Origin of the sequence: Rhizobium sp. TBD182, from assembly GCF_001950375.1 — a bacterium.
Lineage (GTDB): Bacteria > Pseudomonadota > Alphaproteobacteria > Rhizobiales > Rhizobiaceae > Agrobacterium > Agrobacterium tumefaciens.
This window is the reverse complement of record NZ_BDLN01000004.1, coordinates 302,827-317,503: the sequence shown is the minus strand read 5'-3', so window position 1 is coordinate 317,503 and position 14,677 is coordinate 302,827. Positions and strand designations below refer to the sequence as shown.

Annotated in this window: 13 protein-coding genes; 7 read left to right on the top strand and 6 right to left on the bottom strand. The window is 57.9% G+C overall.

The features are described from left to right. Positions 1-38 precede the first annotated feature (38 nt). The 3 genes from T18_RS15645 to T18_RS15635 are packed head-to-tail and all read right to left on the bottom strand — an operon-like array spanning position 39 to position 2,971. Entirely contained in the window at positions 39-896 is an 858-nt protein-coding gene (locus T18_RS15645) for a carbohydrate ABC transporter permease (protein ID WP_003516772.1), read from the bottom strand. Beyond that, positions 893-1,777, bottom strand: coding sequence for a carbohydrate ABC transporter permease (locus tag T18_RS15640; RefSeq protein WP_003516771.1), 885 nt, complete (start codon positions 1,775-1,777; stop codon positions 893-895). Before T18_RS15640 ends, T18_RS15645 begins: the two co-directional genes overlap by 4 nt. A gap of 12 nt (positions 1,778-1,789) precedes the next feature. Next, positions 1,790-2,971 (bottom strand): Gfo/Idh/MocA family protein, encoded by a 1,182-nt coding sequence (locus T18_RS15635; RefSeq protein ID WP_038492310.1) that lies wholly within the window; start codon positions 2,969-2,971, stop codon positions 1,790-1,792. A 439-nt stretch (positions 2,972-3,410) separates the two neighbouring features. Here T18_RS15635 and T18_RS15630 point away from each other — a divergent pair, with 439 nt between their 5' ends. From T18_RS15630 to T18_RS15615, 4 genes are read left to right on the top strand one after another with little or no spacing between them, the layout of a single operon-like run. Then, entirely contained in the window at positions 3,411-4,166 is a 756-nt protein-coding gene (locus T18_RS15630; RefSeq protein ID WP_013636867.1) for a GntR family transcriptional regulator, read from the top strand. 26 nt (positions 4,167-4,192) lie between these two features. Beyond that, a complete protein-coding gene (locus T18_RS15625; RefSeq protein WP_038492313.1) occupies positions 4,193-5,215 on the top strand; it encodes an SIS domain-containing protein in 1,023 nt (340 codons plus the stop codon). Beyond that, on the top strand, positions 5,212-6,378 hold the full coding sequence (nagA, locus tag T18_RS15620) for an N-acetylglucosamine-6-phosphate deacetylase (protein ID WP_038492316.1): 1,167 nt from the start codon (positions 5,212-5,214) through the stop codon (positions 6,376-6,378). The genes T18_RS15625 and nagA overlap by 4 nt, the downstream gene beginning before the upstream one ends. A 3-nt stretch (positions 6,379-6,381) precedes the next feature. After that, positions 6,382-7,308, top strand: coding sequence for an ROK family protein (locus T18_RS15615; protein ID WP_038492318.1), 927 nt, complete (start codon positions 6,382-6,384; stop codon positions 7,306-7,308). Positions 7,309-7,314: 6 nt separating this feature from the next. Here T18_RS15615 and T18_RS15610 read toward each other — a convergent pair whose 3' ends face one another. Together T18_RS15610 and T18_RS15605 are read right to left on the bottom strand one after the other, a co-directional pair. Then, on the bottom strand, positions 7,315-8,571 hold the full coding sequence (locus T18_RS15610) for an FAD-dependent oxidoreductase (RefSeq protein ID WP_038492321.1): 1,257 nt from the start codon (positions 8,569-8,571) through the stop codon (positions 7,315-7,317). Positions 8,572-8,598: 27 nt separating this feature from the next. After that, positions 8,599-9,300 (bottom strand): phosphatase PAP2 family protein, encoded by a 702-nt coding sequence (locus tag T18_RS15605; RefSeq protein ID WP_038492324.1) that lies wholly within the window; start codon positions 9,298-9,300, stop codon positions 8,599-8,601. Between the two features lie 163 nt (positions 9,301-9,463). Here T18_RS15605 and dxr point away from each other — a divergent pair, with 163 nt between their 5' ends. Next, positions 9,464-10,657 (top strand): 1-deoxy-D-xylulose-5-phosphate reductoisomerase, encoded by a 1,194-nt coding sequence (gene dxr / locus T18_RS15600; RefSeq protein ID WP_003516757.1) that lies wholly within the window; start codon positions 9,464-9,466, stop codon positions 10,655-10,657. A gap of 35 nt (positions 10,658-10,692) precedes the next feature. Here dxr and hemA read toward each other — a convergent pair whose 3' ends face one another. Next, positions 10,693-11,910 carry a 5-aminolevulinate synthase gene (hemA, locus tag T18_RS15595; protein ID WP_003516756.1) on the bottom strand — a complete coding sequence of 406 codons (1,218 nt, stop codon included), beginning with the start codon at positions 11,908-11,910 and terminating at the stop codon, positions 10,693-10,695. A 371-nt stretch (positions 11,911-12,281) separates the two neighbouring features. On the opposite strand from hemA, the gene T18_RS15590 reads away from it, so the two are divergent. Both T18_RS15590 and T18_RS15585 read left to right on the top strand, forming a co-directional pair. Then, positions 12,282-12,533, top strand: a complete 252-nt coding sequence (locus T18_RS15590) for a YMGG-like glycine zipper-containing protein (RefSeq protein WP_003492347.1) — start codon at positions 12,282-12,284, stop codon at positions 12,531-12,533. Positions 12,534-12,708: 175 nt separating this feature from the next. After that, entirely contained in the window at positions 12,709-14,634 is a 1,926-nt protein-coding gene (locus T18_RS15585) for an autotransporter assembly complex protein TamA (RefSeq protein ID WP_038492328.1), read from the top strand. The last annotated feature ends 43 nt before the right edge of the window (positions 14,635-14,677 follow it).

The window sequence follows — 14,677 nt, the reverse complement described above, 5'->3', positions numbered from 1 at the left end:
ATAGTCTCCCGTTTTCTGGTGGTCGTTCCTATTGTTGATTATTTCACCGCGCCTGCGGTAAGCCCGCTGACGAGATAGCGTTGCATGAAGAAGATGACGACCATGGCCGGCGCAATGCCGACGAAGCTGGCCGCCATCAACTCATTCCAGACGACTTCCTGACGACCGAAATAGGCAAACAGGCCGATGGGCAGCGGCATATATTCGGTCTTGGAATTGAAGGTGAGCGCGAAGATGAACTGCTGCGCATAAGCACCGATGAAGGTGGTGATGGACACGACGGCGATGCCAGGCATCGCAAGCGGCAGGATCACCCGGCGGAAGGTATAGAAATAGCTCGCACCGTCCACATAGGCCGCCTCCTCCAGTTCGCGCGGAATACGCAGCATGTAGGTCCGCAAAAGCCAGATGGCAGTGGGGATCAAAAAGGCGGCGCCGGGAATGATCATCGCCAGATAGGTGTTCAGCACGCCCATATTGCGCATCAGCCGGTAAAGCGGGATCAGAAGCACCGCACCGGAGAACATGTTGATCGCCAGAAACGCGCCGAGCAATTGCCCGCGACCGCGAAACTGGAACCGCGCGAAAGCATACGACGCCGGCACCACCAGAAGCAGAACGATGATCGTCGATATCGTCGAGATGAAGAAGGAGTTGAAGACGTAGCGGGCAAAGCCGGGAACGCTGACCCACATGGTCCGGTAAGCTTCGAAGGAGCCGTTTTCCGGCCAAAACTTATACGGTGACGAAAAAAGCAGGCTGAGCGGTTTCAGCGAAACCAGAAACCCTTCGACAAAAGGCGCCAGCACGAAGGTCAGGAATACGGCGATGCCGCAATAAATCCCGACGATCTCATACCACCTGTAACGGTTGATCATCGCATTTTTGTCGGTCATCGGCTGGTCTCCTGCGAGATACGGCTGGTGATGCGGAAGTAGAAGTAGGTGAATATGGACAGGAAGATGCAGATCAGCACTGCACGCGCTGCGCCCTCACCGTATTTGTAGGAACCGATCGCCGTCTTGTAGGTGTCGATGATCATGGTCGTCGTCTGGCCCGTCGGTCCGCCCTGTGTCAGGATCCAGATGATGTCGAAGGAATTGAAGGTCGAAATCAGCGAGATCATCGACATGGTAATCATGGCCGGCAGCATCAGCGGCAAAGTGATGCGGCGGAAGCGGTAGGTGCGGCTGGCGCCGTCGGTCCAGGCTGCCTCGTAAAGATCCTGCGGAATGGCCTGAATTGCCGCCAGCAGATAAAGCGTCACCATCGGCACGCCGATCCATACGTCGGTGATGATAGTCGCCCAGAACGCCGTGCTGCCATAGGCGAGGAAGGCGACTGGACCGTCCACCAGGCCAAGATTCTGGAGAACACCGGAAATCATGCCGAACTGGCCGTTATACATCCAGCCCCACATGAAGATGCCGATAGCCATCGGCACGATCCATGGCGGCATCGTCAGGATGCGAAACAGGGCCCGACCGGGAACGGCCGAATTCAGCAACACCGCACCGAAGGTGCCGATGATCATCTTTATCGAGACGGAAAAGAACGTCCAGATAAAGGTCCGCGTGATGACCCCGGCGAAAGTCTCGTTGAAGATCTTCTCGTAATTGATGAAACCCACCCAGTTCGTCGTCTTTTTCAACGACGCGTCCGTGAAAGACAGGATGAAGGTATCGACGAGCGGATAAGCAACAATAACAGTGATGTATAAAAGCGCCGGCAAAAGAAGAAGCCAGGCAAAGATGACCGCGCTGCGTTTCGCATCCATCGCAGCGCCCCCTTAAGCCGATTTCACGGCGGGCGACTTCAACTGCCCGTGGAGTGCCAGATCATATTCCTCCCACACCGGCTTGAGATCGACCACCTTGCGGCCATGGCGCGCCTCGTCCATGGCGAGCGCCAGAATACCGGCCTCGATCGCATCGAGCGCGGAAACCGGCAGGGGCGTCCCCTTGACGACATGGTTGATCACGTCCTCGGCCATCTGCTCATCCGCGCCATAATGCTGGGAGAGCACGGTTGCCGCCGAATAGGTCTTGGCAACGGTCTTTTCGTTGGTGCGGGCATTGTGCACGTTCAGGAAGCCGCGCACGAAATCGCCCTCGGCCATGCCCTTGGCGCCGATGACGCAGAAACGGCGGAAATCGTCGGGAACGTTCAGATTGGTATGGAAGGCGAGCGATGCGCCGTTTTCATATTCGACGATCGCGGTCTGGTAGTCGATGATATCACCGTCGCTGTCGAAAACCTTGTCGGAACCCATCCAGCCGCTCGGCTTGCGATGGTAGACTTCCATGTCGTTGATGCCGTCATTTTGCGGAGCATTTGCAGGCGTGAAGCTCTTGCGCCCGCCAAAGCTCGACACGAAACGCGGCCGGGCACCCACCATGCCGTTATAGAGATCGAGGTCGTGGCAGCATTTTTCCAGCATGAAGGAGCCGGAATAGTTCTCGTAACGCCGCCAGTCGCGCATGAAGAACGCACCATGATAGGGCGGGATATGTTCCGAAGCCTCGATGGAGACGACGTCACCCAGCTTGCCTTCGGCCTGCGCGGCGCGCAGATCGCGGTAAAGCGGCGAGTAACGCAGGACCAGACCGACCAGCAGCCGCTCATGTCCATGCTTGTTGAGCAACCGGGCGAGTTCGAGGCTTTCCTCGATGCTGACGACGATGGGTTTTTCCGAGAAAATGGTGCAACCGGCTTCAAGCCCGATGCGGATATGCTCCAGATGCATATGGTTCGGTGAGCCGATCATCAAAAGGTCGAATGTCTCGCCGGCGATCAGCGCCTCGGGGCTGTCATAGGCCTTGCCAGCCGAAATGCCCTTTTCCTCAAGACCCGACAGACCGGCCGGGGCAGGATCGACATAACCGACGATCTCGAAATCCTTGTCGATCTCGTGAAAAACGTAGCCCAGATAACCGAGACGGAATCCGAGTCCGATAATTCCCACCTTCATGAACTTTGTTCCCTGTTCATTCGTAATTCATTTTCGCAGAAGCAACCATTTCTTTGCTGGCTATCCTGATATCTGCGATAATTTTCCGCCACGATGAAATTAATTTTCATAACGGTCAAGTTAAATTCGATCTCGCAAATCCTAGTGAGGACCGGAGACCGATTTCCCCAGCGGAGACAGGCGCAAGATAGAGCGCCGTGAGCCACTGATACAAAAACAATACCAAAAAAATGCCAATCGTCTATAGCAATTCCAATTGCCGGAAATTTTTTTTGGTTAATGCGAAAATTTCAAGCAAGAGGCCTCATTATTTAGCAAATGATCGAAAAAACCACCGATTAATCGTACAAATTCACTAATGGTTCTATTTTGGTATTGCCGATTGTGACGCATATGGTATAGCCGGAATTCGCCACATCGATTGTGACAGAGGTTATGGATGAACGGGGCAGTGCTTAATCTGGACGACCTGCAATCAGGAGGCGGCGGCCCGCTTTACCTGAAACTGCGTCAGACGATTGAAGACGCCATCAATGGCGGCCGCCTCAAACATGGCGATGCCCTGCCGCCCGAGCGCGACATTGCCGAAAGCGCCTGCGTCAGCCGCGTCACGGTGCGCAAGGCTGTGGACGATCTCGTTCGCGACGGACTTCTCGTCCGCAGGCATGGGTCGGGCACCTTTGTCGTCAAACCCATCACCCGTATGCAGCAGCCGTTGACCAAGCTTACCTCGTTTACAGAGGATATGCGCCGCCGGGGAATGGTGGCGAGCACGCGCTGGCTTGAAAGAGGCCTGTTTTACCCGACCGGTGACGAGATGATGGCTCTCGGCCTTTCCCAATCCGCCATGGTTGCCCGGTTGACGCGACTGCGCCTTGCCAACGACCAGCCGATCGCGCTCGAAGTCACGAGCCTGCCGGGCGATATTCTGCCGGACCCACAGCTGGTGGAAAACTCGCTTTATCAGGAGCTTGCGAAAAGCGATATTCGCCCCGTCCGCGCCATCCAGCGCATCTCTGCGCGCAACCTTACGGATGAGGAAACGATGCTGCTTGGAGTTCCCCCCGGGTCTGCTGCACTTTCCGTCCAGCGCATGGCCTATCTCGAAAGCGGCCGCCTCATGGAAATATCGCGCGCCCTTTATCGCAGCGACGCCTACGACCTCGTCGCCGAACTGACGATGACCTCCGACTGAAACACATCGACCAAGGACAGAAAACGATGACAACCCTGATGCGCCAGGAAATCAACGAGATTCCCGATGCCGTCGCCCGTCTGCTGGACAATACCAGTGCCGACTTCCGGCAGGCCGGAGACAAGCTGAAAGCCCGTGACCCGGCCGTTATCGTCACCATTGCCCGCGGATCGTCCGATCACGCCGCGCATTTCCTGAAATATGCGATCGAGTTACAGACAGGGCTTCCAGTCGCCTCGCTCGGCCCTTCGCTCGCCTCGATCTACCAGACGAAACTGCGGCTGGAACGGGCGGCAGCCTTCGCCGTATCGCAATCGGGCAAAAGCCCTGACATCGTCGCTTTGGCGGAAAGTGCCCGCAAGTGCGGAGCGCTTACCTTCTCCCTCGTGAACACCCTGCCCTCCCCCCTTGGAGACGCAGCCAATCACGCCATCGACATCCAGGCGGGACCGGAAAAGGCAGTTGCCGCAACCAAGTCCTTCGTCAACTCCATTGTCGCCGGTCTGGCCATCCTTGCCGAATGGACGGAAGACAGCCTGCTCGCGAAGGCCGTCAGCACCCTGCCGCAGAATTTCGCCAAGGCGATCGCGCTTGACTGGAGCCATATTGGCGAGGCTGTAAAGGGTGAGGATTCACTTTATATGCTGGGCCGCGGCCCCGCCCTTGCGATTGCCGCGGAAGCCGCGCTGAAATGCAAGGAAACCTGCGAGCTGCACGCGGAAGCCTATTCGTCAGCAGAAGTCATGCACGGCCCGGTTTCGCTGGTCGCACCGAAATTTCCGGTAATCGCCTTTGCCGCGCGCGACCGCGCCGAGACCTCCGTTACGGATATTGCCGCAAGCCTTGCCCATAAAGGCGCCAATGTTTTCGTCACATCTGCCAAGGGTAGCCCGGCCAAGCCCTTGCCATTCGTGGAAACCAACCATCCCCTGACCGATGCATTGCTGCTTATCGCACCGTTTTACGGCTTCATCGAGCAATTGTCGCGCGCAAGAGGCTTCAACCCGGATGCTCCCGTGGCATTGAAAAAGGTGACTGAGACCCAATGAGCGGCATAAAGGCATTTGTCGGCGCCCGCATTTTCGATGGCGCCGAATGGCATGATGACAAGGTGCTCCTGATCCGCGAAGGGCGCGTTGCCGCTGTCCTGGACAGCGTGCCTGCCGACGCCGAAGTGATCGATACAGATGGACTATTGATCGCGCCGGGCTTCATCGACCTTCAGGTCAATGGCGGTGGCGGCGTCATGTTCAACAACCAGCCGGATGTGGCTGGCATTGCCCGCATCTGCTCCGCCCACGCCCAGTTCGGCACGACGGCTTTGATGGTGACGCTCATCACCGACCGGTCGGACGTGACTTTCAGGGCGGCGCAGGCGGGGATTGCCGCGGGCAAGGAGCATGTGCCCGGTTTCCTCGGCCTGCATTTCGAGGGGCCGCATCTTTCCGTCGCGCGCAAGGGCACGCATGATCCGGCGTTGATCCGCAAGATGGAGACAGACGACCTCGCAGTCCTAACCGGCTGCAAGGCGGAACTCCCCTTCGTGCTGACAACCATTGCGCCGGAAAATGTTACTGTCGAGCAGGTTGCAGCACTCAGCGACGCCGGCATCGTCGTCAGCCTCGGCCATACCGACACCGGTCTCGATGTTGCGACGGCCTATGCTGATGCAGGCGCATCCATGGTAACGCATCTCTTCAATGCCATGAGCCCGCTTGGCCACCGCGAGCCGGGGCTGGTCGGGGCCGCACTTTCGAACGGCAAGTTGCATTGCGGGCTTATAGCCGACGGATTCCATGTCGATCCGGCCGCAATCGGCATTGCGCTGCGCGCCAAGAATGGCCCGGCCCGCATCTTCCTTGTCACCGACGCCATGTCCACTATCGGCACGGATGATGACGGTTTCGAACTGAACGGCCGGCGCGTCTATCGCAACGGTGGACGGCTAACATTGGCCGACGGCACGCTGGCGGGAGCGGATATAGATATGCTCTCCTGCATCCGCTTCATGCGTGAGAAGATGGAAATGCCGCTGGAAGAAGCTTTGCGAATGGCATCCGCCTATCCGGCGCAGGCAATCGGCGCCTCCGGCAAGGGAAAACTCCTGGCCGGTTTCGATGCTGATTTCGTGATGCTGACACCAGACCTCCAGATGCATTCAACATGGATTGGCGGAGAAAAAATCTACGATGCCACACGTTCCGGAGTCTGAACCATGATCGTTTGTTTCGATATCGGCGGAACGACCATCAAGGGCGCGATTGCCCATGCCCCGGACGATATTCGCCCCGTACCGCGTATACCAACGCCCAAAACCAGCTTCGAAGACTTCGCTGCCGGCTTGAAATCCGTCATCGACAACAGCGGCGGCACACCCGACTGCGTATCACTGTCGATCGCAGGCGTCATCGATCTTGATACGGGAAAGGCGACAGTCGCCAATATTCCCAGCATTCACCGCAGAACGTTAAAAGACGATCTGGAAAAAGCCCTGAACCTTCCCGTTATCGTTTCGAACGATGCGGATTGTTTCATGATCGCCGAATCGGAAATCGGCTCCGGACAAGGACATCGCGTCGTCTTCGGCGTTATCCTTGGAACAGGTGTCGGCGGCGGGCTGGTGATTGACGGCAAGCTCATCAACAGCGACGGCGGCTTCGCTGGCGAGTGGGGACATGGGCCAGTGGCCGCGACATTGGCCGGCAATCCACCGGTATCGCTGCCGCGATTCGAATGCGGTTGCGGCCTTACCGGCTGTGTCGACGCGATCGGCAGCGCGCGCGGCATGGAAAAGCTGCATCTGCATCTTCACGGGCAGGATATGACCAGTGAGGATATTATTGCCGCCTGGCAGGCAGGCGATGCGCAAGCCGCAAGAACCATCGATGTACTCATTGATATTCTCGCCTCGCCGCTGGCGATGGTGATCAATGTCACCGGCGCAACCATCGTGCCCGTCGGCGGCGGGCTTTCGAATTCAAGGGAACTCGTGACAGCTCTGGACGAAGCCGTCAGGGGCCGCATTCTCAGGCGCTTCGACAGGCCGCTCGTCGTGCCTGCCATTTGCCGGATCGAGCCGGGGCTGATTGGTTCCGCCGTTATCGGGCTGAAATATGCGAAGGAAATCGTGAACGCGGTTTAAGCCGCGTCACACCGTCTCGATCTTTTCCCGACGAAAGCCCAACCCCACCAGCCTGCCGGTCAGATGGGCAAAAAGTGGAAACCGCATGATCGCCCGCACGATGGCGGGTGGGCCTTTCGGCTTTTCCGCCGTTTCCGTCTGCTCTTTCTTGCGACCGACACGCATCATCCGCTGCAAGAATTGCGTGGCCTTGGTTGGAAAGGATCGCCGTTTCTCTATGGCGGCGAGGTCATCATCGGCAATGGTCCGGCCGGATGTGAATACCGGCACCAGAACATTGGCCGCAGCAACCGCATCCTGAATGGCAAGATTGATGCCGACACCGCCGACGGGCGACATGGCATGGGCCGCATCGCCGATGCAGATCAGGCCGGGCTTCCACCAGCGCTTCAACCGATCGATACGGACGGTGAGCAGATGCACGTCATCCCAGCTCGTAATTTCGTCGAGCCTCTCGCGCGGGAAAGGGCAGATTTCCGCAACCCGGTTCCTGAAGGCTTCAAGTCCCTCAATCTTCATGTCAGCGAAAAAGCCCTTGCGCACCACGTACCCGCATTGCCAGTAGTCACCGCGGTTGATCATCACGAAACCCTGCCGCGAACCCGCATGGCCCATGGTGTCGGCCGGATCACCCGGCTGTCTCGAAAGGCGCATCCAAAGCACCTCGGTCGGGATGCCGAAGTGCTGTACTTCAAGTCCCGCCGCCTCGCGGACGATGGAGTTGCGGCCATCCGCGCCCACCACCAGATCAGCGGCGATCTCGATTGGGCCTTCCGGCGTATTGACCATGAGGCCACCAACACGCCCGTCGCTCTCGATCAGGCCGGTTACCGGCGCATTCATCAGCAGCCGGAAATTCTCATATTGCCCGGCCTTGCCGACGATAAAATTGAGAAAATCCCATTGCGGCATGAAGGCAATGAAACGATGATGGACCGGCAGCCGCGAAAAATCTGCGATCGTGATACGCTCGCCGCCGATGACTGCGTTCAGCCGTGGCGCACGCGTATGCGGGAGGCTCAGGAACTCCTCGGCGAAACCCAGCTGCTCCATCAGTTCAAGCGTGGAGGGGTGAATGGTGTCGCCGCGAAAATCGCGCAGAAAATCTCCATGTTTCTCGACAACCGTTACGTCTATACCGCTGCGGGCAAGCAAAAGGCCAAGCATCAGGCCGGCCGGCCCGCCACCGGCCACGACAACGGACGTGCGGATGTGCTGAACGGCCCTGCCGTCATTCTTCGGCACGACTTTCGCTTCTTCCATCACCGCCCCCCTGTCCGTTAAACGTCTCTATCGTGCATCCGCCGGCGGCAGGTTTGCATTTTTCGGCTGTGGCCAACCATGTGCATCGAAACGGAAAAGCATTTCGGACCGGGCAAAGATAAAGGCGAAGGCCATGGCCGTCCACATGCCAAGCAACAGCCCGGCGGCCACATCGCTTGGATAATGCGCGCCGACTATGACGCGTGAAACACCAATGACAAGCGCAAGCAGCAGGAACGCCCAGCGGAAGCGCGGCATCAGCATGGCGAAAACACCGAAAAACGCTCCGGCAGCCGTCGAATGGCCTGACGGGAAGCTCTCATAAAGATTGTCACCGGTAAAAGGCGTGAGGCTATAGGCACCCATTTCCAGAAAAAGCTCCGGCCGCGCCCGCCCGATCAGGAATTTCAGCGTGTGGACCAATATGCTCGCCGTTCCGATCGTCAGGAAGAAGTAAGCGAGAAGCCGCCATGCCGTCCTCAGCCGGCCGGAATAGGTCCGCGCCTGCAGGACACGCGCGCCGACATAGGCGAGGATGGCAAGAGCGCCAGTGGAATAAAGCATCCAGCTGAACGTACCGAAATCGGTAATGGAACGATTGAAGGAAACTATCCTTCCCGGCAGGGCTTGAGCATGTTCCGAAAGGCGTGGGTCGAAAGGAATAAAGACCAGAACCAGCACAAGGCTTGCCGCAAAAATCCAACCGCTGGAAACCAGAAAACGTCGCATCAATATTCTCTCATCCTTTTTCTTGCATATGGCTTTGCCATCCGCAAAAACAATAGCCCGGCTGTGTCCTTGTTATGACGGGTTTTCACGAGTAGAGGCTAGTGCATGTCGCCAGAAACTATGCATCGGTTTCGGGCAACCGGAAACGACCGACGGACGGAAGATGACAGATACCAGTGAAATGCCACGCAGGCTGACGATATTGGGTTCGACGGGTTCGATCGGTACGAACACACTGGATGTCGTCCGTCAGCTGGGTGGTCGCAGACAATTCGAGGTTTTGGCGCTCACCGGCGCCGGAAACATCGATCTTCTGGCGCAACAGGCGCGTGAATTCGGCGCACAGCTTGCGGTAACCGCCGAGGATGGCAAATACGAAGCGCTGAAAGCGGCCCTTGCCGGCACCGGCATTGAGGTTGCGGCAGGCAAATCCGGCCTCGAAGAAGCGGCGTCGATGGAGGCCGGCTGGGTAATGGCAGCGATTGCCGGAACACCTGGTCTTGCCCCGACATTGACAGCCGCACGGCGCGGCGCAGACATAGCGCTTGCCAACAAGGAATGCCTCGTTTCCGCAGGCGATGTTTTCCTGCGCACGGTCAAACAGGGCGGCGGCAGGTTGATCCCGGTCGATAGCGAACATAGCGCGATCTTCCAGTGCCTGACGGGCGATCACAAACAGGCCGTGGAGCGCATCGTACTCACCGCATCCGGCGGACCCTTTCGCACCTGGTCGCGTGAGCAGATGGCCAATGTCACGGCAGATATCGCCCGTGCCCATCCCAACTGGTCTATGGGGTTGAAGGTATCGATCGGCAGCGCCTCCATGTTCAATAAGGGCCTGGAAATGATCGAGGCGAAATATCTCTTCGATCTCAGGCCCGAGCAGGTCGAAGTGATCGTCCATCCGCAGTCGATCATACATTCGATGGTGGGTTACACGGATGGCTCCTATATCGCCCAGCTCGGCTCGCCCGATATGCGCACCGCCATCTCTTATGCCCTCACCTATCCTGAGCGCGGCAATCTCAATGTCGAGCGCCTGGATTTTGCAAAGCTGGCGCGGCTCGATTTCGAAGCGCCTGATGAAACCCGGTTTCCAGCACTCCGACTGGCGCGCACGGCGCTGGAGCGCGGAGGCTTGCAGGGCGCGGCCCTGAATGCCGCCGAAGAAACCGCCTTTCACGCCTTCGTCGAAGGCGGCATCGGTTTTCTCGATATGGCCGAAATCGTCGAAACGGTCATGGACCGCATGCATGACGGCCGATCAGCCAACAGCATCGAAGACGTATTTTCGGCGGACGGGGAAGCCCGCACCCACGCGCGGGAACTGATCGCCAGCAAAGAAAAGGCCGCGTAAACGCGGCCCGATTTTCTCTTGTTTGAACTGAGGCCTTAAGCCACCGCCCGCGCCAGCGCACAATGCGACCAGAGCTGGTGCAACGCGCCAACCAACTGTTCGATGTCGGCATCGGTGTGCAGCGGTGTCGGAGTGATGCGCAGACGCTCGGTCTTGCGCGGCACGGTCGGATAGTTGATCGGCTGCACATAGACGCCGTGATTGTCGAGCAGGATATCCGAAATCCATTTGCACTTGGCGGCATCGCCCACCATGACCGGTACGATATGGCTGGGATTGTCCATATGTGGAATGCCGCGTGCATCCAGAAGCCCCCGCAGCTTGCGTACCCGGTCCTGATGGCGGGCGCGCTCAAAGGGGCTTGCCTTCAAATGCTGGATCGAGGCGATTGCGCCGGCAGCGAGCGACGGCGGCAGGGCCGTCGTGAAGATGAAACCGGAGGCGAAAGAACGGATAAAATCACAGACCGCCGTGGACCCGGCAATATAACCGCCCATCACGCCGAAAGCCTTGCCGAGCGTTCCCTCGATGATCGTCAGGCGATCCATCAGGCCTTCGCGCTCGGCAATGCCGCCGCCGCGCGGTCCGTACATGCCAACGGCATGGACTTCGTCGAGATAGGTCATGGCGCCATAACGATCGGCAAGATCGCAGATTTCCTTGATCGGGGCGATATCGCCATCCATCGAATAGACGGATTCAAAGGCGATGAGCTTCGGCGCGCTTGGATCGGCTGCCTTGAGCTTCGCCTCGAGATCTTCGAGATCATTGTGTTTCCAGATCACCCGCTCGCAACGGCCGTAACGGATGCCTTCGATCATCGAGGCATGGTTGAGCGCATCGGAGAAAATGATGAGGCCCGGAATTTTCTGGCCAAGTGTGCCGAGTGTCGCCCAGTTGGAAACGTAACCCGACGTGAAGATCAGCGCCGATTCCTTGCCGTGCAGATCGGCAAGTTCCTGTTCCAGCAGGACGTGATGATGGTTGGTCCCAGAAATGTTGCGGGTGCCTCCCGCACCCGCGCCACAGTGATCGATGGCGGCTTTCATGGCTTCGATGACTTTGGGGTTCTGGCCCATGCCCAGATAATCGTTGGAACACCAGACGGTTACGTCCTTGCGCTCGCCATTGGCGTTGTACCGTGTCGCGCGGGGAAAATTGCCCTGCTGGCGTTCGATATCCGCAAAAACGCGATAGCGTCCCTCAGAATGCAGGCTCTGCAGTTCCGTCGTAAAAAATGCCTCGAAGTCCATGCCATGCTCCAGAATTGACCAGATCGTTTTCTGCCTCGACACCGGGACCGTCAACCCTTGCGAGCTGCTTTAACCACGTCTGCGTCAATTCGCCGTTGTTTTGAACCATTCCAATAAACCGTTTATAGACGCCGATGAAAAGTACAAAATTGATTCACATCAAAAAACCCGGAAATTTGGAACCTTTTTCAAACGGCGCCGTTGTTTGGGACGCAATCGATTTACGCGCGGAAGAACGCCTGAAAGAGGAGGCTTCCCTAAACGGTATCGAATTGTTAGTTATCTGTGGCGGTCGGAGGTAGCAGTCGCCGCAGATAAATATGGGACGCCTACCGAGCCGAAGAGCTCATTGTAACGTTGGAGAGAGTTTCATGAAAAAGGCAATCATATTTGCGCTGGTCGGCCTGTCGCTTGCAAGCTGCACGCAGACTGAAAAGGGTGCTTCGATCGGTGCCGTTTCCGGTGCGGTCCTGGGCGGCGCTATCACGGGCAACGTTCGTGGCGCGGCAGTGGGCGCGGCGATCGGTGGCGTTGGCGGCGCGTTGATCGGCAATGCATCCGAGCCGGGCTATTGCTATTATCGCGACCAGTACGGTCAGCGTTACACGGCGCGTTGCCGTTAATAGTTGCACGAGATACCGTTGCACAGAAGCCCCGGTCATCCGGGGCTTTTTGCGTTAAGGCGGGCAAAACACAGTCCGAAGGGTCCTCAACGCCGTTTATTTATGATTAAACTGCACTGTTAACGGACAGGAAACGGGTCAGAGCCATAATAAATGCTCAACCATAAAGCAGCTTATGCGAAGAACACGGACTAACCCGAAGACAGGTATTGCGTATCGGAAAGCTGGCACCGCTCTTGCGGTTGCCGTTACGTTCGCCCTGTACCCGGCGTTTACTCGCGATGCCTTTGCTTTCAAGCTGTTCGGCGTGCGTCTTTGGGGTTCGGAAGAACCGGAGATCGAAGTTATAAATCCGGTCAAATATGCCGTGACGCTGAATGCTGCCGATGCAGACAAATCTCTCAAAGGCAGCCTGGAAAACAGCTCGCTTCTTCTGGCCGACAAGGACAAACCGGCCTCCGGCGATCTCGGCCTTCTGATCAAGGCGCGTGATGACAGGGACAGGCTGATCGCAGCGCTTTACGAAAACGCCCGGTATGGCGGCATCGTCAAGGTCACGGTCGCCGGCAAGGATGTGGACGATCTGCCACCCAATCCGGTCTTCGATCACTCCGCTCCGGTGCCCGTGGTGATAACCGTCACCCCCGGCCCGGTCTTCACGCTCGGCACTATCAGGCTCGAGGGCGATGTGACGGGCCGCAACCTTGAAGAATACGGTCTCGTCACCGGCGGCGATGCCGGATCTCTGGCAATCATCCGCGCCGGCAACAAGCTGATCGATGATCTGAAAGCCGAAGGCCGCCCGCTTGCGAAGCTGACGAAACGCGAGGCCGTTGCAAACCACGCGACGAACACGGTCGATATTACCATGGCTGCCGAAGGTGGCCCCGTGGCACCCCTCGGCGCGGTCACCGTCACCGGCGAAAAAACCGTCGACGGCAACTTCATCCGCCGTTATTCGCGCCTCAATGGCGGCGAACCCTACTCCCCGGAAAAACTGCGCAAGGCCGCAGACCGGCTACGCCAGCTCGGCGTCTTTTCCAGCCTGACAATCAAGGAAGCAGGAACGCTGTCACGCGATGGCTCCATTCCGCTCACCATCGAGGTGTCAGAGGGCAAGCACCGTTATTTCGGCGTCGGCGCACAATATTCCACCACGGAAGGCATTGGCCTCCAGGGGTATTGGGGCCACAGGAACCTGTTCGGGCAGGCGGAATCGCTGCGGATCGAGGGTTCGGTTTCACGCATCGCCGAAGCATCGAGCGTCGAAGGCATGGACTATTCGGCGGGCATCACCTTCACAAAGCCCGGCATGTTCAACCCGCGCACCACATTCAAGACCAGCCTGATCGCCAAGACCGAACATCCCGATACCTATGAGGCCAAGACTATAACTGGAGCCGCCGGTTTCAGTTATGAGCTGAACGACACCGATACCGCAGCCGCCGGTCTCGAGGTGCAGTGGGCAGATACCGAAGACGCATTCGGCAAGAACAAATATCTGACCACCTCCATACCGCTGGAATTCGTTCGCGATACGCGCGACGACAAGCTCAACCCCACTGAAGGCTTTCGTGCATCGGTGGCCGCCAAGCCCAGCTACGAAGCGCTGAACGGCACTTTCTTTTCCTCCTTTGAAGGCTCTATTTCGGGTTATAAGGGACTTGGCGCCGAAGATCGCTTGATCATGGCCGGAAAGCTTTCCGGCGGCGTGCTCGTCGGCGGCAGCAATCTGCAGGACATACCGACCACAAGGCGCTTTTATGCCGGCGGCGGCGGATCCGTCCGCGGCTATAGCTACCAGGAAATATCGCCCTATAATGCAGCCGGTGATGCAACTGGCGGCCGCTCTTACGTGGTTGGCTCCATCGAAGCCCGTATCAAGGTCACCGATACGATCGGAATCGTGCCCTTCATCGATGCGGGTGTGGTATCCGACAGCGTAACCCCTGATTTCTCCGATATCCGGGCTGGCGCCGGTATTGGTTTGCGTTACGCAACACCCTTTGGGCCTTTGCGTCTTGATGTCGCCATGCCGCTTGAAAAATATGATGGTGGCAACAATTTCGGCATTTATGCTGGCATCGGCCAGTCTTTTTAAACGCCGCCATCGAACACCCTAGCAACAGAGTGTAGATTACGCT

Bases quoted from the DNA above. Each gene is read 5' to 3' on its own strand.
- T18_RS15645 (WP_003516772.1), bottom strand. From the start codon at position 896: ATGACCGACAAAAATGCGATGATCAACCGTTACAGGTGGTATGAGATC.
- T18_RS15640 (WP_003516771.1), bottom strand. From the start codon at position 1,777: ATGGATGCGAAACGCAGCGCGGTCATCTTTGCCTGGCTTCTTCTTTTG.
- T18_RS15635 (WP_038492310.1), bottom strand. From the start codon at position 2,971: ATGAAGGTGGGAATTATCGGACTCGGATTCCGTCTCGGTTATCTGGGC.
- T18_RS15630 (WP_013636867.1), top strand. From the start codon at position 3,411: ATGAACGGGGCAGTGCTTAATCTGGACGACCTGCAATCAGGAGGCGGC.
- T18_RS15625 (WP_038492313.1), top strand. From the start codon at position 4,193: ATGACAACCCTGATGCGCCAGGAAATCAACGAGATTCCCGATGCCGTC.
- nagA (WP_038492316.1), top strand. From the start codon at position 5,212: ATGAGCGGCATAAAGGCATTTGTCGGCGCCCGCATTTTCGATGGCGCC.
- T18_RS15615 (WP_038492318.1), top strand. From the start codon at position 6,382: ATGATCGTTTGTTTCGATATCGGCGGAACGACCATCAAGGGCGCGATT.
- T18_RS15610 (WP_038492321.1), bottom strand. From the start codon at position 8,571: ATGGAAGAAGCGAAAGTCGTGCCGAAGAATGACGGCAGGGCCGTTCAG.
- T18_RS15605 (WP_038492324.1), bottom strand. From the start codon at position 9,300: ATGCGACGTTTTCTGGTTTCCAGCGGTTGGATTTTTGCGGCAAGCCTT.
- dxr (WP_003516757.1), top strand. From the start codon at position 9,464: ATGACAGATACCAGTGAAATGCCACGCAGGCTGACGATATTGGGTTCG.
- hemA (WP_003516756.1), bottom strand. From the start codon at position 11,910: ATGGACTTCGAGGCATTTTTTACGACGGAACTGCAGAGCCTGCATTCT.
- T18_RS15590 (WP_003492347.1), top strand. From the start codon at position 12,282: ATGAAAAAGGCAATCATATTTGCGCTGGTCGGCCTGTCGCTTGCAAGC.
- T18_RS15585 (WP_038492328.1), top strand. From the start codon at position 12,709: ATGCGAAGAACACGGACTAACCCGAAGACAGGTATTGCGTATCGGAAA.